This window comes from Sporosarcina sp. P12(2017), from assembly GCF_002743035.1.
GTDB lineage: Bacteria > Bacillota > Bacilli > Bacillales_A > Planococcaceae > Sporosarcina > Sporosarcina ureae.
In genome coordinates this window covers 1-19,093 of record NZ_PDYL01000001.1, presented here as the reverse complement: position 1 = coordinate 19,093, position 19,093 = coordinate 1, and the positions used below count along the sequence as shown (strand labels likewise).

General features: G+C 41.0%; 15 protein-coding genes and 1 other RNA gene. 4 read left to right on the top strand and 12 right to left on the bottom strand.

What is annotated here, in order from left to right; all coding sequences use genetic code 11:
- Positions 1–174 precede the first annotated feature (174 nt).
- The 6 genes from CSV80_RS00080 to CSV80_RS00055 form a co-directional block, all read right to left on the bottom strand.
- Complete coding sequence (locus tag CSV80_RS00080; RefSeq protein ID WP_099669081.1) at positions 175–945, bottom strand: ABC transporter permease; 771 nt, start codon at positions 943–945, stop codon at positions 175–177.
- A gap of 12 nt (positions 946–957) precedes the next feature.
- The gene (locus tag CSV80_RS00075) at positions 958–1,872 is read right to left on the bottom strand and encodes an ABC transporter ATP-binding protein (protein WP_099669080.1); all 915 of its coding nucleotides are present in this window, start codon (positions 1,870–1,872) and stop codon (positions 958–960) included.
- A 288-nt stretch (positions 1,873–2,160) separates the two neighbouring features.
- Positions 2,161–2,949 (bottom strand): glutathione-dependent disulfide-bond oxidoreductase, encoded by a 789-nt coding sequence (gene yghU / locus CSV80_RS00070; protein ID WP_099669079.1) that lies wholly within the window; start codon positions 2,947–2,949, stop codon positions 2,161–2,163.
- 220 nt (positions 2,950–3,169) lie between these two features.
- A complete protein-coding gene (locus CSV80_RS00065; protein WP_099669078.1) occupies positions 3,170–3,769 on the bottom strand; it encodes a metallophosphoesterase family protein in 600 nt (199 codons plus the stop codon).
- A 6-nt stretch (positions 3,770–3,775) separates the two neighbouring features.
- Entirely contained in the window at positions 3,776–4,600 is an 825-nt protein-coding gene (locus CSV80_RS00060; protein ID WP_099669077.1) for a sulfurtransferase, read from the bottom strand.
- Positions 4,597–8,190: a dynamin family protein gene (locus CSV80_RS00055; protein WP_099669076.1), complete on the bottom strand. Its 3,594-nt coding sequence runs from the start codon at positions 8,188–8,190 to the stop codon at positions 4,597–4,599. Before CSV80_RS00055 ends, CSV80_RS00060 begins: the two co-directional genes overlap by 4 nt.
- A gap of 258 nt (positions 8,191–8,448) precedes the next feature.
- Between CSV80_RS00055 and CSV80_RS00050 the strand changes: the two genes are divergently transcribed.
- Positions 8,449–8,907, top strand: a complete 459-nt coding sequence (locus CSV80_RS00050) for a chemotaxis protein CheX (protein WP_099669075.1) — start codon at positions 8,449–8,451, stop codon at positions 8,905–8,907.
- A 59-nt stretch (positions 8,908–8,966) separates the two neighbouring features.
- Here CSV80_RS00050 and CSV80_RS00045 read toward each other — a convergent pair whose 3' ends face one another.
- The 3 genes from CSV80_RS00045 to rnpB all read right to left on the bottom strand — a co-directional run bounded on the left by CSV80_RS00045 (position 8,967) and on the right by rnpB (position 12,575).
- On the bottom strand, positions 8,967–10,868 hold the full coding sequence (locus CSV80_RS00045; RefSeq protein ID WP_099669074.1) for an ATP-dependent DNA helicase: 1,902 nt from the start codon (positions 10,866–10,868) through the stop codon (positions 8,967–8,969).
- A 62-nt stretch (positions 10,869–10,930) separates the two neighbouring features.
- Positions 10,931–12,058: a THUMP domain-containing class I SAM-dependent RNA methyltransferase gene (locus tag CSV80_RS00040; RefSeq protein ID WP_099669073.1), complete on the bottom strand. Its 1,128-nt coding sequence runs from the start codon at positions 12,056–12,058 to the stop codon at positions 10,931–10,933.
- 141 nt (positions 12,059–12,199) lie between these two features.
- Positions 12,200–12,575: RNase P RNA component class B (rnpB, locus tag CSV80_RS00035), an RNA gene on the bottom strand.
- Positions 12,576–13,155: 580 nt separating this feature from the next.
- Here rnpB and CSV80_RS00030 point away from each other — a divergent pair.
- Both CSV80_RS00030 and CSV80_RS00025 read left to right on the top strand, forming a co-directional pair.
- Positions 13,156–15,420, top strand: coding sequence for an ATP-binding cassette domain-containing protein (locus CSV80_RS00030; RefSeq protein WP_099669072.1), 2,265 nt, complete (start codon positions 13,156–13,158; stop codon positions 15,418–15,420).
- A 44-nt stretch (positions 15,421–15,464) separates the two neighbouring features.
- Positions 15,465–16,133: a DNA-3-methyladenine glycosylase family protein gene (locus CSV80_RS00025; RefSeq protein ID WP_143560438.1), complete on the top strand. Its 669-nt coding sequence runs from the start codon at positions 15,465–15,467 to the stop codon at positions 16,131–16,133.
- A gap of 60 nt (positions 16,134–16,193) precedes the next feature.
- Here CSV80_RS00025 and gpsB read toward each other — a convergent pair whose 3' ends face one another.
- The 3 genes from gpsB to CSV80_RS00010 form a co-directional block, all read right to left on the bottom strand.
- Positions 16,194–16,493 (bottom strand): cell division regulator GpsB, encoded by a 300-nt coding sequence (gene gpsB, locus CSV80_RS00020; RefSeq protein ID WP_029052994.1) that lies wholly within the window; start codon positions 16,491–16,493, stop codon positions 16,194–16,196.
- 77 nt (positions 16,494–16,570) lie between these two features.
- Positions 16,571–17,845, bottom strand: coding sequence for a ribonuclease H-like domain-containing protein (locus CSV80_RS00015; RefSeq protein WP_099669070.1), 1,275 nt, complete (start codon positions 17,843–17,845; stop codon positions 16,571–16,573).
- 281 nt (positions 17,846–18,126) lie between these two features.
- On the bottom strand, positions 18,127–18,348 hold the full coding sequence (locus tag CSV80_RS00010; protein ID WP_099669069.1) for a transcriptional regulator: 222 nt from the start codon (positions 18,346–18,348) through the stop codon (positions 18,127–18,129).
- A gap of 130 nt (positions 18,349–18,478) precedes the next feature.
- Between CSV80_RS00010 and CSV80_RS00005 the strand changes: the two genes are divergently transcribed.
- The gene (locus CSV80_RS00005) at positions 18,479–18,925 is read left to right on the top strand and encodes a DUF4385 domain-containing protein (RefSeq protein ID WP_099669068.1); all 447 of its coding nucleotides are present in this window, start codon (positions 18,479–18,481) and stop codon (positions 18,923–18,925) included.
- The last annotated feature ends 168 nt before the right edge of the window (positions 18,926–19,093 follow it).

Sequence of the window (19,093 nt, the reverse complement as noted above, 5' to 3'; positions counted from 1 at the left end):
ACGTACAGACGCAGATTTACGTAAATAGTTTCAAAGCTTTTTATTTATTTCATTAAAAAAATGCCCAGCAACTTGCTAGGCACTTCTTTCATCAATTGTAAACGTATCAAGTCTAGATACGATTCAGAATTGTTGTTAAGTTGTGTGATGCATAGTTGGACGCGATAACAGATGTTAACTTCTCAGTCCACGGCCTTTTTCAATCAAATTCCAATTGATTACATAAAGCACAATGACAAAGGTAATCGAAATAAGTATAGAGAATAAAATCGGAACATCGATTACACCAAGAATCCCGAATCGGAATCCAGATATCATATAAACAATCGGGTTGAACTGGGATACAACCTGCCAAAAGGGTGGCAACATAGAGATGGCAAAGAACACGCCGCCTAAGTAAGTCAATGGCTGAAGAATAAACGTAGGAACAATAGACACATCGTCAAATGATTTTGCAAAAATACCGTTCAACAGGCCTGCCAAAGAAAACAAAATAGATGTCAGTAAAAATGTTAAGATGACCATGCTCCAAGAGTGGACTTGTAATGGAACAAAAAACAGAGAAATAATTGTGACCAGTATCCCCACCAGAATACTTCTTCCTAGTCCTCCAATGACAAACCCCCAGATAATAATATGAGTCGGTACAGGAGCAACTAATAGTTCTTCGATGTTCTTTTGAAACTTTTGCGAGAAAAATGATGACGAGACATTTGAGTAGGAACTGGTGATGACTGACATCATAATCAATCCAGGAACTATAAACTCCATGTAGGAGAAACCTTCCATCTCTCCAATTCGTTCACCAATCAAATTCCCGAAAATGATAAAGTACAAGGAAGTTGTAATAACTGGCGGGACCAGTGTTTGGATCCAGATTCTAAGATAGCGGTTCGTTTCTTTGAGCGCTAAACCTTTTAATGCTGTTAGATATAATTTAAACATATGTATCCTCCACTACGCAGTTTCTTCTGTAAGTTTTAAAAATAACTCTTCTAATCGATTGGACTTATTGCGCATAGATAACACTTTAATCCCTTGTTCTGTCAATTGGTTAAACACTTCGTTGATCCCTTGATCACGCGCTACCTCTACAGAAAGAGATCCATCGTCCATGAGCTCACTAGTATAACCTTTGATCACTGGTGCTTGTCCTGAAGAATCGATATCTAAAATAATTGTTTCATACTGGAGCTTAGCGAGCAATGATTTCATACTAGTATCTTCAATCAGCTGCCCTTTTTGAATGATTCCGATGTTTCGACACAACATCTCCGCTTCTTCCAAGTAATGTGTTGTCAAAATAATCGTCGTGCCATTTTCATTCAACTCTTTCAGAAACGTCCACATCTCTCGTCTCAATTCAATGTCTACACCGGCAGTCGGCTCATCAAGAATAAGTAGACGCGGTTCGTGCATCAATGCGCGTGAGATCATCAGTCGGCGTTTCATCCCTCCAGAAAGCATCTGTGCCTGAACATTTCGTTTCTCCCATAAATCAGACTGCTTCAAGTATTTTTCGCTACGCTTTAGTGCCTCTTTCCTTGATACGCCGTAATAACCCGCCTGATTCAACACAATTTGCTGGACGGTTTCAAAAAGACTAAAATTGAACTCTTGGGGAACTAGACCGATCTGCAGCTTGGCTTGCATTAACTGCGTGTCCATATCATAGCCGAAGACTTTCACTTTTCCTGATGTCTTATTGACGAGTGACGTCACAATCCCAATAGTCGTAGATTTGCCGGCACCATTAGGACCCAAAAGAGCATAAAAGTCCCCTTCTTCCACTTTCAAATCAATGCCACGCAAAGCCTCGACACCACCAGCATAGACTTTTTTTAAGTCTTTAATTTCTAATGCGTATGTCATTCTTATTATCTCCTCACGATCTTTTTAATCAGCTGCATGTAATTATCCATTTGCCAGTATACCACTCCTATGTTAAAGGCACCAGGTTCCAACACCAGTCTGAATAGTGTTCGAATCTGGTATTTTCAACAAAAATAAACTCCAATAAAGTACCCCCCTGATACGATTATCGAAAACGGGTACTTTATTGGAGTAACATTACTTACTGTCGTTCATTTTTGATATATTGACTTAACGTGAATGTTTGAACATTCATGATAGTTTCTTGCACAGGTACATTAAGCAAAACTACTCCCCAAGCGACTGATACTCTGCTGCAAGACCTTTTTGAACGCCTGGTCGTTTCGCAATGCGATGAGACCATTCCAAGAGATGGGTATATTCATCCATGTTTAAAAATTCATAAGAGCCTTCATACAATTTTCCTAAAGCTAAACGTCCGTACCAAGACCATATCGTAATATCTGCAATAGTATAGGTATCGCCAGCGATATAAGAACGTTGAGCTAATATTTTATCTAGTAAGTCTAATTGACGTTTCGTTTCCATAGTAAAACGATCAATTGGGTATTTCATAGGCTCTGGTGCATAAGCAAAAAAGTGACCAAACCCTCCACCAACATAAGGACCCGACCCTATTTGCCAGAATAGCCAATTAAGGGTTTCTGTCCGTCCATGAATATCTGTGGGGATCAGCTTATTAAATTTCTCAGCCAAGTAAAGCAAAATTGACCCTGATTCAAAAATTTCCACACGTGGACTTTGACTTTGATCGACTAGGGCTGGGATCTTAGAATTAGGATTGATCTTGACAAAATCTGAACCAAATTGTTCGTCGGCTCCAATATTGATTGTATACAAATCATAGTCTGCACCATCGACATCCAACTCTTTTAATTCTTCCAGCATAATCGTCACTTTAATACCGTTCGGCGTTCCCAGTGAATAGAGTTGGAACGGTGCCTCTCCGACTGGTAGTTTTTGTTCGAAACGTTCACCGGCTGTCGGACGATTACCACCTCTATTCGAATTCTCTACTTCCCACTTCCACACATTTGATAATTCATATTTTGTCATCTCTACACTCCTCCTACTATCTATTTAATAACTCCATCATACTAACAGTATAAAACTATTCCTAATATTTAGTTTACCATCTATAATTCTTTAACCTTCAACGTCAGTATACCAAAGATATCCAAAAATATTTCAAAAATAAAAAGCACCGCAAAATGCGATGCTTCACTTGTGATTTTACTATTCTCTACCTAACTAAACGAGTCAGACATAAACCCATTTAGCCTTGTGACACTTTCATAAAGCTAACGTTTTGTTTTTCAGAGTCATATAACACCCATTCCCTAGAGCCCACTACAGCTCCCACGTTGACAACAGTTCGTGAACCCCTCACTGATATCTTGTCGTTCCAGTTAATGGCTACGGGTTTTCCATCGCTCATAAAGCTTGATCGGTGGGTATGTCCGTGAAAGACTAGGGGTGCTTCTGGTAATTGCTCAGCAAGCCACGCCTCCGCTTCGTTATGCGGCCATTGGTGTCCATGGATGACAACTGCCTGATCTATCTTCAAAGTCTCGGGTAAGTCGTTCAAGAAGTTCCGAATAGGTTCCATCTGCTTTGTCAGCAACAGAATACGTTCTTCTTGATTGCCGTAGATGGACGGAAAAGTGAATAGCTCATCGATGCCATCCGGGTGTTTAATCACTTCTTCGACAGTAGGGTAAATTTGTCCATGAAGGTCTTTTTTGCTGACCGTGCATTCGTATAAATCGCCCGTCCCAATGAGAGTTGCTTCGGGTGCTTTATCGGCAATTTGTGCCAGTACAGCTTGCAAATCTTCTTTCGATGAATGAATATCTCCGAGTAATGCGTATTGCATCGTGTTTCAACCCCTTATTGCGGTTTCGATCGGTGCGTCGTCTTTGGAAATCCAATCGCTGAAACTGCCGACATATAGTTTTACATTTGGATAGTCCAGTTCTTTAAGTGCTGCGAATAAAGGGGAAGCCGTTACACCGCTGCCACAGTAGACCATCACATCATCTTCAGGTGATACGACTTGTTGTAATTGTTCTTTCGCTTGCTGCACATCATATTGTCCGTCTTGCTTCAATTGTTCCCAATCGAAGTTTCGCGCTGTCGGTATATGGCCTGCTTTATGGTAAAGCGGCTCTTTTTCTCCGCGATAACGAACTTCAGAACGTGCGTCGACAAGCTGTGACGCTCGATTGCCCGCCACCACTTCTTCGACTTCACTTCTACTTGCGTATAGATGCTCTTGCCACTGCGGTTCCACCGTTGAGCGCGCAGGCGTAGCAGAGTCACTTGTTACATCTACAATTTCGCGTAATTCAGCATATCCTTCTGTTACGACCTGCACATCCGTGAAACCTCCATACTGCAACATCCACCAAGCACGTGTTGCAAAAGGACTTCCACCATCGTCATAAACCAAAATAGTATCTGTACGTTCCAGTCCGCTTTTACGGAACAGCTCAGTCAAGTGTTCAGTAGTGGGCATCGGATGACGTCCACCTTCTAAAGATGTGCCAGATAGATCTTCTGCTAAATCCCAATGAATCGCGCCTTTTACGTGTTCTTTTTGATAATCAAGTTTGCCACGCTCTTCATCTTGCAATGAAAAGCGCGCATCGATCCATTTCGCATGACTTGTCTCTATATCGTGAATCGATACGAATACTTGCGTCATTGAACCAACTCCTCTTGACGGATTTTTTCATACGTTTTCTGCCATTGTTCCAGCTGTTCCGAACCATCAAGCAATGTACGCTCCGATTCGATTTGTACTAGACTTTCCTGTAACAAATGAACGCGTAGTGCTTCTGCTTCATCGTCAATCCATAAGTCTGCCCACTTCTCAATACGTTCTTTCTGATCGCCAAGATAGCTGGACGCGTCTTTTTTCAATGTTTCTTCTAGCTTCGCTTTCAAGATATCGCGATCACCGCGCTCAAAAAACGACTTTTGATTTTTGAACGATTTATTGACTGCGCTGTATTTCAAAGGATCTTCATATGGCGTGTCAAATGACAGCATTTCTTTGTCGTTCGGCTCATAAGGAGAAGGCACGATCGACTGGTCCATATCAGATAATGAACGAACTTCCATACGTTGACGTTCTAACAATTGTTTCTTCATGTACTGAAGAATACGCAAATTCGTTACTTTCAATTCCTGCGTTAAGTCAAAGCCTACCATATTGACCGTTTCCGCCAATGCAATTTTCAATGCTTTGTCCGATGAATTTTTCGCGAATGTAGACGGACTATATCCCTCTTTGAAGAAATCACCGAAACGTAAGAATACACGTTGCAAAATATAGTAGACGAGTTCACTTAATTCATCTTGAGTGGATTTCACTAAAATCTCACTTGCGCTCTTTTCAAAACGCTCTTTAATTGCCATTTCAGCAGTCGCGAGCTCTTCCAATCTCTCCGCCTTACGTGAGCGGTTCTGGATCGTTCTGTCGATCAATGATGCTAGACGATCGATTGTTTTCGTAGTTTCTTCTTCTAGCGCCTGCACGACTTGTGCACGCAGATCATGCTCGAGGAATGAATAGAATTTCTCTTCAAAGTCGACCATCAATGGATTCGGTTGTTGTGTTAACTTCCCTTCCAAAGCTTCAAGACTTGAAATACCGTGCACCCGTGGATTACGGATTCCGAATTTCTGTAATTCATTCGCAACGAAGCCTTTTACTTCTTCGCCTTCTTCTTCATTCGAAGCCAGGTCGATTGCGTTGACGATAAAGAACATTTTATCGAGTTCGAATGCATCTTTTACACGGCCCAGCTGAATAAGGAATTCACGGTCGGCACGTGCGAATGCGTGGTTATAGTACGTAACGAAAAGAATCGCATCGGCATTACGAATATATTCAAATGCTACGTCGGTGTGACGCGCGTTGATGGAGTCCGCTCCCGGTGTATCCACCAATGTAATACCGTGGCGAGTTAACGGACAGTCATAGAAGAAGTCGATAGAGTCGACGAAACAGCTGCGCTCCTCTTGTGCAACGAATTTCGTAAACTCTTCACGCTCTACCGTCAACGTCGTACCGAGTGCAGCCGTATATAATGGATACCCTCTCTGGAATGCGCTGATGAACGACTTATGGATGTGCAAGTTCTCGTCTTCAAGTGGTTGTTTCATTGCAGCATCCGTTTTATTGAAGGCATCTTCAAGTGAAGAAATATCGATACCGAGTGCACCGAATGACAACGCTACGTCTTCTGTCATCGTGGCTACATCCTTCAAGTGGATATCTGCAGTATTATGCACGTGTGTTTCACTTACTGGACGAATTCGGTTGATCGCAGCCGTTGTTGGATTCGGTGAAACAGGCAACACCTTTTCGCCAATCAACGCGTTAGAAAATGAAGATTTCCCTGCACTGAATGCGCCAAACAATGCAACTGTGAATTCTTGTCCTTTTAAGCGATCTGCTTTCGTCATCAAATACGATGCCGTTTCTGCAAATCCTGGAATAGATCCGACTGATTCGGCGATATGCTGTGCATGAACAATCGCTTTTTCTGAATCGACAATTTGACGTTCCTCTTCCACTACTTCTTCTACTTCTTCAGCAGTAGTTTCTTGCTCTTCTACTTTCGCTACATAATCAATTGTTTCGATTTTCTTAGGCTGTTCCCATTTGGCAACAAGTTGGTCGCGCCCCATACGTGTCGGCGCAGATGGATTGGCGATTTCTTTATCGACCCATTCCATACGCTCTTGCCACTTATTCATTTCTTTCAGTGCATCTACTTTTTCTTGCAACATCGCAATGGTTTCAACAAGAGGTCCTGATTGCTCGCCGCCGGATTTTTTCGCGATGACAGACATATCTTGTTTCCATTTATCCGTTTTACGCTTATACACTAAATGAATAGCACGCTTCATTTGCTCTGCGTAATTTAAAATGGTTTCACCGGTGATCACTTCTTGAACATGCAGTTGCTCATCCACTTCGTCAAACGGTAGTGTCAGGTCCATATTATCAATCTTAAGTGAACGCTCATCGGTTAAAATTCCTGCTAGTTTCAATGAACTTTTCATCAATGACTTCATATAAATCTCGATTTGTGTGTGAGCCAGACCTGAAATATTATCATTTAACTTTTGACGACGTTTCTCACGCTCTTCTGCCGTCTTCTTCGCGCCAAATAGTAAACCGACTTTGAATTTCGGTGACTTCGCTTCCAAATGATCTTTCAGTAATTCTCTCGTTTCAAACGGAGCAAGGCCCGCGTTCGACAACAATTCATTGCGTTCTTTCTCGAAATTCACATAGAATTCGTCACCTGAGACTAGTTCTAGACGTTTTTTCGCATCCTTCAAATCTTGATTCAACTCTTCAAACTGATCCCACTCGGATTCGCTAAGAATTTCCGAATGGTTCTCCTTCAAGTCATCTACTTGCTGCTGAAGATATTTCATATGCTCATCTTTTAATTTCAATAAGGATTGCTCAACATTCTGTTCAAAGTTCTCTTCGCGGTGTTCAATCGAACCATCCACAATTGCTTTAACTTTTTCAAAATCATTATGCGGGTGATCCAGTTGTTTCAATGACGTGTAGAAAATCCCTTTTGGCTCTACCCCCCATAACTTGAACGAATCTTCAACCGACTTTTTGAACTCATCGAATGATAATTCACTGTCACGATGCTTATCAATCTGGTTGATAATTAAATAAACGTTGCTATTATAACGCATCAATTCTTTTGTGAAACGGAAATTCATTTCAGATTGTACATGGTTATAATCCATCGTATAGAATACGAGATCCGCTAAATGCAATGAAGACTCTGTAGATAATCTATGTGCATCATCTGTAGAGTCGACGCCTGGTGTATCCATTACTGTAATGCCTTCTGGTAAATTGGATTCAGTATGACCAATTTCAACTAATGAAACTTCAGCCCCGTCCTTACTGTACGCTTTCACGCCTTCAGAGAAACCATGACCGCTAAATTTCACTGCACTGCCATCGACACGATGGATAATAGCATAATCCTCATCCGCTTTATGCACCTTCACAATATTTGCACTTGTCGGAATAGGGCTAGATGGTAAAAGGTCGTCTCCTGTTAATGCATTGATTGTCGAAGATTTTCCTGCCGAAAAGTGTCCAGCAAAAGCAATTGTATATTCTTTGTCGATTATTTTATTAGCAAGTAATGTCGTCTTTGCTTTGCGTTCATCATCTTCATTATTTGAAAAAATTTGTCCATATGTAGCTGATTGCTGTAAATACTCATGATTTGTAGACATAATCGTCGTCCTTTCAATTTAAACTCATCTCATCATACCATTAATGCGTGAAAAAATAGATAGTTACTTTATAAGTATTACTTTTATAATGGAGAAAGCATTATACACCTATTCTCTAGGTAATTATGTTAGCCAATTTCGAAGATTTTGATTGAACAGTGACAGTTTAACTATTCACCGAAAATTTAACTAGTCTTTTGGACATGTTTGGTGATATGATTGAACTAACAACTTGTTCGGGAAAGGGTGTTCCTTTAGATGGATACAGCAACAAATGTACAAAAAGTGTTAAATGCAACGATTGCTTCCCTCACTACTGTAGTTCCATTAAAATTCCAAGTACTTTCTCCTGCCCTTATACAGCAACCGTATGAACAACGTGAAATCAGTGTATTGATCGGTCTAATTGGAAATATTAAAGGTCGTTTAATTGTAGAGCCTACACATTCCATTATCAGTGAAATTGGTCTAGCTATGTTCGGTATGCAAATTGAAGGAGATATGGCTGAGTCATTCACTGGAGAACTTGGAAATATGATTGCAGGAAATCTTTGTACGGTATTGGAAAAGGATGATTTAACGTTAGATATTTCACCGCCCACGGTCATGACAGGACAAACTAAATTTTATGGCTTTAAGCAAGCATTTAAAATTCCTGTGAAATTTGAAGATGGCCAGACTTTAAATTTATTGCTTACCATTGACGAAGAACGATAACAGGCAAAAAAGCGTGTAGATGTCGGAATTCCGACGTCTGCACGCTTTTTCTATCCTGTTCAAGAGAATGGTACAGGCAGCACACGTTCAATCACCGGCAATAATTCTATATTCTCCGGTTTTACAAATAGATGAATCGAACCGTAATCATCGCTCGTTCGAATTAATCGACCAATTCCTTGTCGCAAACGCAACAGCATAAAGGGTAATTCCACTTCATCAAACGGATCTTCGGCATATTCTCTTCTAGCTTGGAATAATGGATCATGCGGTGGAAACGGCAAATCGAAGATAATGACACGAGTCAGCGCGTCATTTGGTAAATCCAGACCTTCCCACAAATGATACGAGAAGAAGACAGGGACTTTACGTTGCTGGAAGTCTTTCACCAATGAAGATAGTGAACGTTCCCCTTCATACGTCACCATGACGCTTTGTTCAAGTGGTAATTGATCGTATGCTTCCATCATGGATTGCTTGGAATTGAACAATACCAATGTCTGTTCCTCTTGTTCCAATAACTCGGAAAGGCGTGCGATGTTCTCATTCGTATTCCCTTGTTCCAAATGAATTTTCATGACATTTTCATAGTCGAATGGCGATGCGATAGAGAATGATTGATAATCTACTATTCCTAAACTGTATGCTAAATAATCAAATGATTTCTCAACTGACAATGTAGCAGACGAGAAAATAATTGGCATAGTTCCTGTAAATAATTTCTCTTTCAAAATAGACGTTACAAGTCTTGGCATAATGAGCAACGTACTTTCTTCGCGACGATTTTCAAGCCAATCTACCGCGTCGTTGTCGCCTGCAAATAGCTCCATTGAATAGATATATTGCTCCAAATATTCTTCGACAATTTTTAAGTCATATTCAGGAATTACATATAATTCGCCTTCAAAAACAAATTCTTCAAGAAGCTCATTGGATAATGAGACGGCTGTTTTAGCAAGCTTCATCATATCTTGATTCTTTTCGATAGTGAGCCGTTCATTATCATTTTGCGTAGCATTACTTTTCAACTGTTTGAAAAACAGTTCATGCGTCTCGAGCAATTGCTCCATTAACTGCAATGTTTTCTCTCGGATGCCATCCACCATAATACGTTCAAGCAAGTTGATAATCGTTTGTTCTTGCACCTCATACGTCAACGCACGCTGAGCGGAATACTCAAGTAAATGTCCTTCATCAAAGACGACCATCGATACTTCAGGTAATAAAGGCAACTGCCCTTGTCTAACACGTGATTCTTTTGTCCACAAATGTTCCATATAGAAGTCATGTGAGCAAATGATCAAGTCTGCAGCTTCACGATAATGATTACGATGAATCGTTTGCCCGCAACGATTACGAATATCACAAGCCGCACATTGCATGATCGGGTGGTAATTGATCATTTCCCACTCATTGTCAGCCAAATATGGATAATCTGAACGCTCGCCATAAGGATATACCGATTGCAATGAACGCTCCGCATGCACGAACTCTGGTAATTGATCTTCGACTAAATCGACAAAGTCTTCGTTCGTCTTCATGCTCGTTTCTTCTAGACGTTTTAGACAAATATACTGATTTCGTGCTTTCGCTAAACGGACGTCCACTGTCATATTAAGTGCCGTACTCAATTTCTGAATATCGCCTTCTTCTTTGATCAATTGATCGATCAGTGTTTCATCTGCACAGGAAATCACTGCTGGTTTACCTGTATAACGTGCATACGCAATAGCCGGCAATAAGTACGCAATCGTTTTTCCCGTACCTACTCCTGCCTCTGCAAGCAAGACGTTTTTTTCTTTCAGCGCTTTTTCTATTTGAAATGCCATATAAATTTGCTCATCACGGCATTCGAATCCTTTTTCTGTTAAATCATCATATAACGTATCCCCGAGCCAATCGTTGAGAGATTCATAAAATGTTTGACCTTTATCCAACTCAAATGGAATTTTTGTACTCATAGTAACTCCTCCTGAATGCAAGCGAAAGGAAGAGGGATCTTCTCCTCTTCCTGCCCGTCTAATTATGAACGCTGTCCCCAGAACTGATATAAATCAGTACGGATGAAGCCGTTGAATAGTTTACGTTTTTTTGTTGCACGTTTGCCGTACATCGTTTCATAGTTTTCAAGTGAAGATAAAATATATACGGACCATGATGGATATTGTTTCATAATCTCACCAAGCACCTCTGCAATACTTTCTGCTTCTTCCACTTCACCAAGTCGTTCACCGTATGGCGGATTGGCGATCAAAACTCCATTTTGTCCTTCAAGTCTCAAATCACGCACGTCTCGCTGTTCGAATGAAATCAAATCTGTAAACCCGGCTTCCATAGCATTTCGCTGTGCCACAGAGACGATATTGTGATCTACATCAAAGCCACGAATATCAAGTTCCAAATCATACTTCGCAACGTCTTCTACTTCTTCGCGAACACGATCCCATACATCCGCTTTCATCCAAGGCCATTCTTCACTTAAGAATGAACGATTATAACCTGGCGCTAAATTTTGTCCAATCATCGCTGCTTCAATAGCAATCGTACCTGAACCACAGAATGGATCTACAAATGGACGATTCGGGCTCCACTTAGAGAGTTTTACGAGTGCAGCTGCCATCGTTTCTTTCAGTGGCGCATCCCCTTGAGCCATTCGATAGCCGCGCTTATGCAAGCCTTGGCCACTGGAATCTATTGTCAAAATTACTTGATCTTTTACTATAGATACTTCTAATTTGAAAAGCGGACCTGATTCACTTAAGAATCCAGTGCGTTTATATGCGCTATTCAATCGTTCCACAATCGCTTTTTTCACGATCGCCTGACAGTCAGGTACGCTGAATAATTTTGACTTGACGGATTTACCTGAAACCGGGAAAGCGGCATCTACCGGCAAGAACTCTTCCCATGGTAAAGCTTTCGTACGTTCGAATAATTCATCAAACGTAAAGGCTTTAAATTCGCCCACAATAATTCGTACACGGTCGCCCACGCGCAACCACATATTCGCTCGAGCGATTGCTTCCTCGTCACCCGTAAAATAGACTTTTCCGTTCTCTGTCTGGCAGTCATAGCCAAGATCTTTTATTTCAGACGCAACGATGGATTCAAGTCCCATCGCAGCGGTTGCTACTAATTTGTATTCACTCATGTTTCAACACTCCATTCTTTGCATCTGGTCAATATGTTTCTTCCGTCATCGGAAAGGTATATGTATACGTTCGTTTCTATAAAAAGAAAAACTCTCCCAAAACTGTAGGAGAGCTAATTGTAAGGTAAATGCCATAGAATATTCTGTAAGCCATGTTTTGTTCTTCGGTACTCAAACGGCTCGCGCCTCGTACTTGAAGTGGTAATCATCTATCTACAGACAATTGCCTGTTCCTTCCTCCATTGAATTCTTTCGGAAGAACGCCCCTACCATAATTTGGGTTTCTCACTCGTGGGGTTTACCCGTTCCACTCGACATGTTTCCATGCCGACTACGTCACTGTGGCACTTTCAGAGAATCTAGTCCATATCCGAAGACTTAGGAGTTATTCTCGCCATCAATGCAGATGCATTGCCCCGGCTTATTTTTTCACCGAGCACGAACACTACGGTCATCTCAGATCCGTGTGAGCATGGACTTTCCTCTACAACCGAAGTTGCAGCGATTACCTAAATACTCTCTATGGCACTCCTGAGTATACACCAAATCAGTTCATTATACAATGGATACGATTGGAATGAGTTAAATTAAATGTTTGGAGTGAAATGGAGAATGGTTTGGATGGTTACATATAGATTACTTACTGGTAGTAGTAAGTGACTTACTGTTATCTTAGAAATTTTTTCAGTTTGAGAGCAGATTGAGTTCGGAATCTGGTGTAGATATAGTGTGGATTGAGCGGTTGGATATAGTTGATGAGCGGTTAAAGTTTGATATAGAGCAGATACAAGTGAGGTATGAGCGTTTATTGTAAATTAAGAGCGGTTGAAGTGAAAGTATGAGCGCTTAAGCGAATTAATGAGCGCAGACGAGTTCACTTACATTAATTCATCACCTTTCCAACTGAAAACAATACAAAAATTGATCGGAAAGCATAAGCGGAACGTTGGGTGTAGCTATTTGCACTGCAACTCGCCTCTCCGATACAAATGTCTGTCTCTCCCCACCCATTTTCCTAAATTACATAGTGTAACTTCTGTAAAACAGGGAAATCAGCTAGCAAGACTACTATTTACTGTTTGAAGGAGGGCTTTTATATGAAGGAAATCAAAGATGAGATTGTTTTGCGTGGACTACGAGAAAACAATTTGAAGGATATAGATTTAAATTTGCCAAAGGAAGAGATTACGGTGTTTACTGGCTTGTCAGGATCGGGCAAGAGTTCGGTCGTGTTTGACACGTTGGCGACGGAAAGTAGACGGCAGATGACGTTAAATTATCCGCTTTATGTACGTAATCAAATGCCTCGTTATGAACGACCACGTGCTGATTTAATGCAGCATTTAAGCCCAGTTATTGTGGTAGAGCAAAAGCCGGTTGGAGGTAATACTCGCTCGACGGTTGGGACGTATATGGACATTCATCCATTGATTCGTCTATTGTTCTCTCGCATCGGTACGCCAGCAATTGGCTCAGCTACTGATTTCTCCAGTCAAAGCTCCTTTGGTAAATGTCCAGAATGTAATGGGTTCGGTGAAGTAGTGTACCCTGATTTACATAAAATTATCGACTTGGATAAGTCACTTCGAGAGTACGCTGTACAGTTTAAGCCATTGTCCCCTTCCGGTTGGCAAGGTAGATGGATGATGACAGGCGGATTATTCGACCCCGATTTACCCATTAAAGACTACCCGCAAGATCAGTATAATTTATTGATCTATGGACCACCTGAAGGGGAAAGAGTATTTGCGCCATTCCATACGAAAGATGGCCCACATGATCATGAGTGGGATGGTTTGTTACCTAGATTTGTACGTCTATATATTAATCGAGATATTACGAAACTCAAACAAACGTCACAAGAAGATGTACTGGCTGTATCGACACATACACTCTGTCCTACTTGTGATGGCTCAGGATTAAATCCAGAAGTGTTGAAGAGTAAAATCAACGGTTTCAATATTGCTGAATACGATAAATTGGAACTAACAGAGCTTCTACCCGAACTGAAAAATATACAAGATCCTTTAGGTGAGTCTATTGCACAACAGGCGATTCCCAATATACAGCAATTGATTGATTTGGGACTTGGCTATTTAAGCCTGTCACGAAAAATGGGAACACTTTCTGGTGGAGAAGCGCAACGAGTAAAAATCGCACGACATTTAGGAAGCAGCTTAAACAATATTAGTTATATTTTTGATGAGCCAAGTGCAGGTCTTCATCCAGAAGAAGTGGATATGTTAATTCAGATGCTCAAAAGTCTGAAAGCTAACCATAATACCGTCATTGTGATTGAACACGATTTATCCGTTATAAAGGTAGCGGATGAAATTGTGGAAATGGGTCCTGGTGCAGGTACAGCAGGCGGTGAAATCGTTTATCAAGGGAAACCTGATGGATTAAAGAATGCTTCTGCATTAACAAAACTGGATCACAAATTAGAAATCAATCAGCACCCACGTCAGTCAAACGATCATTTTGTCGTTACTAGGGCGAATAATAATAACCTCAAGGATGTATCAATTGATATTCCTCAAAACGTTCTCGTTTCTGTCTGTGGCGTATCAGGTTCAGGTAAAAGTTCTCTCTTGTTTGAAGCGTTCTCTGCAAAATATCCCGATATAATTAAAGTAAGCCAGGGCCGAATCGGAATTTCTAGCCGTTCTACGCTAGCTACGTATATGGGAATCATGGATGATATCCGGCAGATCTTGGCGAAAGAAACAGGACAGCCAGCCGGTTTATTTAGCTTTAATTCATTAGGCGCTTGCCCAGTATGTGACGGGAAAGGTGTCACCACTCCAGACGTGGCATTTGCGGACCCGGTAACCGTTGTTTGCGAGGCTTGTGGTGGACTGCGCTATTCCGATGAAGCTCTTTCTTACGTATACCGCGGGAAAAACATCGCGGAAATCTTGGAATTGACGGTAGATGAGGCGAAAGAATATTTTGTCATGCCGAAGATAGTAAAAAGGATGGATATGCTGGATGAAGTCGGATTAAATTATCTCACGTTAGGACAAACGACAAGTTCATTGAGTGGTGGGGAAATACAGCGACTTAAACTGGCGAGCCACTTACAGAATGAAGGACAAATCTATCTATTAGACGAACCTTCATTGGGATTGCATATGAGTGATAATGGTAAGCTACTTGAATTGTTCCAGAAACTTGTAAACAAAGGGAATTCGGTCATAATCATTGAACATAATCTAGATTTCATTGCAGCTAGTGACTGGGTAATTGAGCTAGGTCCAGGCGGCGGAAAACGTGGTGGAACCGTTCTCTTTGAAGGTACACCGCAAGAGATGCTGTCTGCTGATACATTGACGGCAAAATGGTTGAAGGATGGTGTCTGACTCACTACCACCCGACTTAAAGACTAGAGGTGAGCGACTTGGAAATGCTTCATATAACTACACAGGATCCAGCAGTTCAATCTATTTGCGCAAAAGATCCAAAACTTAAGCAGTTAATTTCACTGATTGGCGATATTGACATACCTTTACGAACAGATTATTTATCGTCTATTGTTCGATCCATGATTGGTCAACAGATTTCAGTAAATGCAGCTAGCGCGATCTATGCTCGTTTACTCGATTTGCTTGGAGGGCATATAACGGTTGACGGGTTGATCATGACGTCAAAGGAAGAGTTGAGAGAAGTAGGCTTGACTATGAGAAAGGCCGAATATGTCAAGGACCTTGCGGATAAAATAGTGAATCGTGATCTCGATCTTAACCATATCGCGGCGTATGATGATGACGCGATTCTCCAACAATTAATTCATGTCAAAGGCATCGGTAAATGGACAGCAGAAATGTTTTTGATTTTATCACTCGGCCGGCCAGACGTGCTAGCTGTAGACGACGTAGGAATCCAGCGAGCTGCACAGTGGCTATATGGAGTGGAAAAGTCGGAACGGCGTCAGCTACTCATTGAGAAATCACCACTTTGGGCACCTGAACGTTCCATTGCGTCCCATTATTTATGGGAAGCCATTCATGTAGGCTTTGTTCAAGATTTTAAATCGCTAGAGGAATTAATCGAAATGAGAAATAAACGTAAGTAAACCGAAAAAGAACCGCCACATCCTTACTGTGGCGGTTCTTCTATTTTAAGTGAACATTTTTTACTCTTCAGGCTGAACCAGTTTGTCACCAAAAACTTCTCTTTCAAGGTTCGCGATGCGCTGAATGATATCAATATTCGTCGTTTGAGGAGCCGGTGTTTGAGAACGTCTTTGGGAAGAATTGACTTCCGACTTCAATCTCGTATTTTCTTCTTGTAGTCGTGCAATTTCTTTTTTGAATGTTTCATAGTCTTGAATGACATCATCCAAAAACCAGTCCACTTCTTCTTGCTTATAGCCTCGAATGGCTTGCTTAAATTCTTTTTCTAAAATTGTTTTCGTATCTAGCTTTAATTCCATGACACAACGTCCTTCCGTCTGTGATTCCATAAGGTCATTATAGCATATGTTGTCATTCTTTGTCTTACTGAAAAAGACTATTGTTCTTCTTGTGGCGCTTCTTGCGCTTGCCCAGGAAATAGTTTTCTACTCACTCGCATTTCTCGCTTTGCTAAAGACTTCTTCATCCGATTACTGAAACGTGATGTAAATTCATCGGATTGCTGCACTAGTTGATCTGCACATAGTATGTGCTCATATGCGAGCGAGTAATCCTTTACTTGGTGTTCATATAATTTTGCTAGTTCCTCGTAAGCTAGCACCTGTTCTCTGCCAGTACCGTGCGTTGCGACGATCTCAAATGATTGAATGGCTCGATCGATTTCTTTATGGCGCTTTAGTAAAAAACCTAAATGAAAATGCGTCATAGGATAACTCGTCCCGTACTCTTCCGCAATTCGTTGAAGTTCCGTATAACTATGATCTTTCAAACCAAGATCTTGGAACCATTTGGCGATATTCGTTGCGATTTGAGCATTTTGCTGACTAGCTTCTTCCATGACAATATCAGTGGATAAACTAAACAGAGTCACAAGCGATAGGATATCCCATTCATTATGCCACATGACTTTCATTAAAATTTCTGCACGGCCATTTTTTACCGCATCTTGATAAATAATAGGTGCCATATGGCCAGGTATATCGTCTTTCCGGTGAAAGCCTAGCTGCGTTTTCTCTACTTCAGTCAACTTGAATGATTCCATCTGTCCTTTCCAAATTCGGCGCGACCCATGTAACAAATCGATTTGGTGCGGGACAGGCAGTGGAGGCAACAGTTTCCGATGCAAAGACCAACGTGTTTGGAGTTGAGGGAAATCAAAGCTTTTCCCGTTATATGTGACGAGTGTAAGTCCTTCATTCCATAATTCTGACGCATAAAGAAATGCCACTTCATGATCTGGATTCGGCAACACGTACTGCGTCATGATGAATTCATCGGACTTTAATTCCAATAGTCCGATGAGAAAAATAACAGCTCCAGCGCCTTTCAAACCTGTTGTCTCCGTATCAAAAAATAGAAGCTTACCAGCGTTTGGGGCTAATGGATGCATATAATCAGCTTCGGACCATTTCATTAGCTTTTTCTTTACATCTCCCAAACGAAAATCACCGTGCATTGTATCGAGCGGATAATGAATAACACGCTTATAGACAACACCAAATTCATTTTCAATTTTCTCCATGCCTGTTGTCAACCAGCGTTTTTCATAGCTTGGTGCTGGCGGCGTATTGAAAGTCTCTTCCACTTCTTTCACAACTGTCGTCTTTTTCAACAGCGACTTCATCGCCATCAGTTTCTGCTCATATGACATGACGATTCAACTCATCTATCTGTTCCCCTATTTGTTGGCTATCCACTATATGTTGAACCTCTTGTCTATAGAACCAATTAACATTCACGTTCGGTACATCCTGGTCTATCATAATTTCACCTCGAAAATGATCGTAATGCTCTAAATTATACATGATATAACTCGTTTTATATGAAATTTGATTTTCTTACGTTTCGTTACTTCATACCTCAAACAACTTAAAAAGCGATGTATCCTACGAAACAGGACAAATCGCTTGAGTTCTTTCTATATGAATTCGATTAAACTATAACCGCTTTTTTCACTATTACAGGAACAACTGCTAGTACATGATCAATTAGGAAAGTTCGTTTAGAATTACGCAAAAAACAGTACGCTGTAAATGTTTTGCCATGTATATTCAGTACACGGATTTTTCGTTTGCTAATGGAACCATCTTTCGCTTCATACATCACATCGAGAATATCGCCATATCGTAATGCCTTTTCTAATGAACACCGCACACTCGTTCCCTCCCTTTGTTTGTTTAAGTATAAAGAATGTACGTTCTGTTGTAAAGGATTTTACATAAGTAATTCTCACGTTTTTCACCATTCTTTCAGGGGTACAGTAGAGGAAAAAGGATGTGAGTTTATGTCATTCGATTATGATGTAGATTACAGTACGTTAGACTTACGCAAGCAACCCGAATTATATAGAGTAGGAAGAGGCGAACAAGGGGTGTTGTTGGTTGAGCCTTACAAAAGTGAAATTTTACCTCATTGGCGTTTTAAAACACCTGAAATTGCAAAAGAGTCTGCTGATAAAATTTATGAACTCTTTGAAGAATATCGAAAGCATAATGATTTCGTCGGAATGGACATGGCACGTAAATTCATTCAAATGGGGTATACGCGCGCACGTCGTTATGCAAATCATAAAAGTGGAAACAAGTATAATGAAGACGAAATGGTAAAAGAGCGCGATATGGATCCGATCAAAGCGGAGTCTGCAAAAATTTTCAAGGAACGATGGGACGCAATTCGTGAAGATGAGGATTATATTAAGAGAAAAAAGGCGCATCAGAAAGCATATGGATAATGATCCGTAAGAAAGAGGCTGGGACATAACTATTTCACCCCGTTTCCCTGCACTCCGAAAGGCACGCTTTCCGAGGGGCGTGGCTTGAGCCGCTTCCTTCGCTTTGCTCCGTCCAGGGTCTCAAGACGCACGCTGATCCCTCAGGAGTCGGCCTTTCTCCGTTCCGGT

Excerpts from the sequence above, each read along its gene's own strand:
- CSV80_RS00080 (WP_099669081.1), bottom strand. The coding sequence starts at position 945 with ATGTTTAAATTATATCTAACAGCATTAAAAGGTTTAGCGCTCAAAGAA.
- CSV80_RS00075 (WP_099669080.1), bottom strand. The coding sequence starts at position 1,872 with ATGACATACGCATTAGAAATTAAAGACTTAAAAAAAGTCTATGCTGGT.
- yghU (WP_099669079.1), bottom strand. The coding sequence starts at position 2,949 with ATGACAAAATATGAATTATCAAATGTGTGGAAGTGGGAAGTAGAGAAT.
- CSV80_RS00065 (WP_099669078.1), bottom strand. The coding sequence starts at position 3,769 with ATGCAATACGCATTACTCGGAGATATTCATTCATCGAAAGAAGATTTG.
- CSV80_RS00060 (WP_099669077.1), bottom strand. The coding sequence starts at position 4,600 with ATGACGCAAGTATTCGTATCGATTCACGATATAGAGACAAGTCATGCG.
- CSV80_RS00055 (WP_099669076.1), bottom strand. The coding sequence starts at position 8,190 with ATGTCTACAAATCATGAGTATTTACAGCAATCAGCTACATATGGACAA.
- CSV80_RS00050 (WP_099669075.1), top strand. The coding sequence starts at position 8,449 with ATGGATACAGCAACAAATGTACAAAAAGTGTTAAATGCAACGATTGCT.
- CSV80_RS00045 (WP_099669074.1), bottom strand. The coding sequence starts at position 10,868 with ATGAGTACAAAAATTCCATTTGAGTTGGATAAAGGTCAAACATTTTAT.
- CSV80_RS00040 (WP_099669073.1), bottom strand. The coding sequence starts at position 12,058 with ATGAGTGAATACAAATTAGTAGCAACCGCTGCGATGGGACTTGAATCC.
- CSV80_RS00030 (WP_099669072.1), top strand. The coding sequence starts at position 13,156 with ATGAAGGAAATCAAAGATGAGATTGTTTTGCGTGGACTACGAGAAAAC.
- CSV80_RS00025 (WP_143560438.1), top strand. The coding sequence starts at position 15,465 with ATGCTTCATATAACTACACAGGATCCAGCAGTTCAATCTATTTGCGCA.
- gpsB (WP_029052994.1), bottom strand. The coding sequence starts at position 16,493 with ATGGAATTAAAGCTAGATACGAAAACAATTTTAGAAAAAGAATTTAAG.
- CSV80_RS00015 (WP_099669070.1), bottom strand. The coding sequence starts at position 17,845 with ATGTCATATGAGCAGAAACTGATGGCGATGAAGTCGCTGTTGAAAAAG.
- CSV80_RS00005 (WP_099669068.1), top strand. The coding sequence starts at position 18,479 with ATGTCATTCGATTATGATGTAGATTACAGTACGTTAGACTTACGCAAG.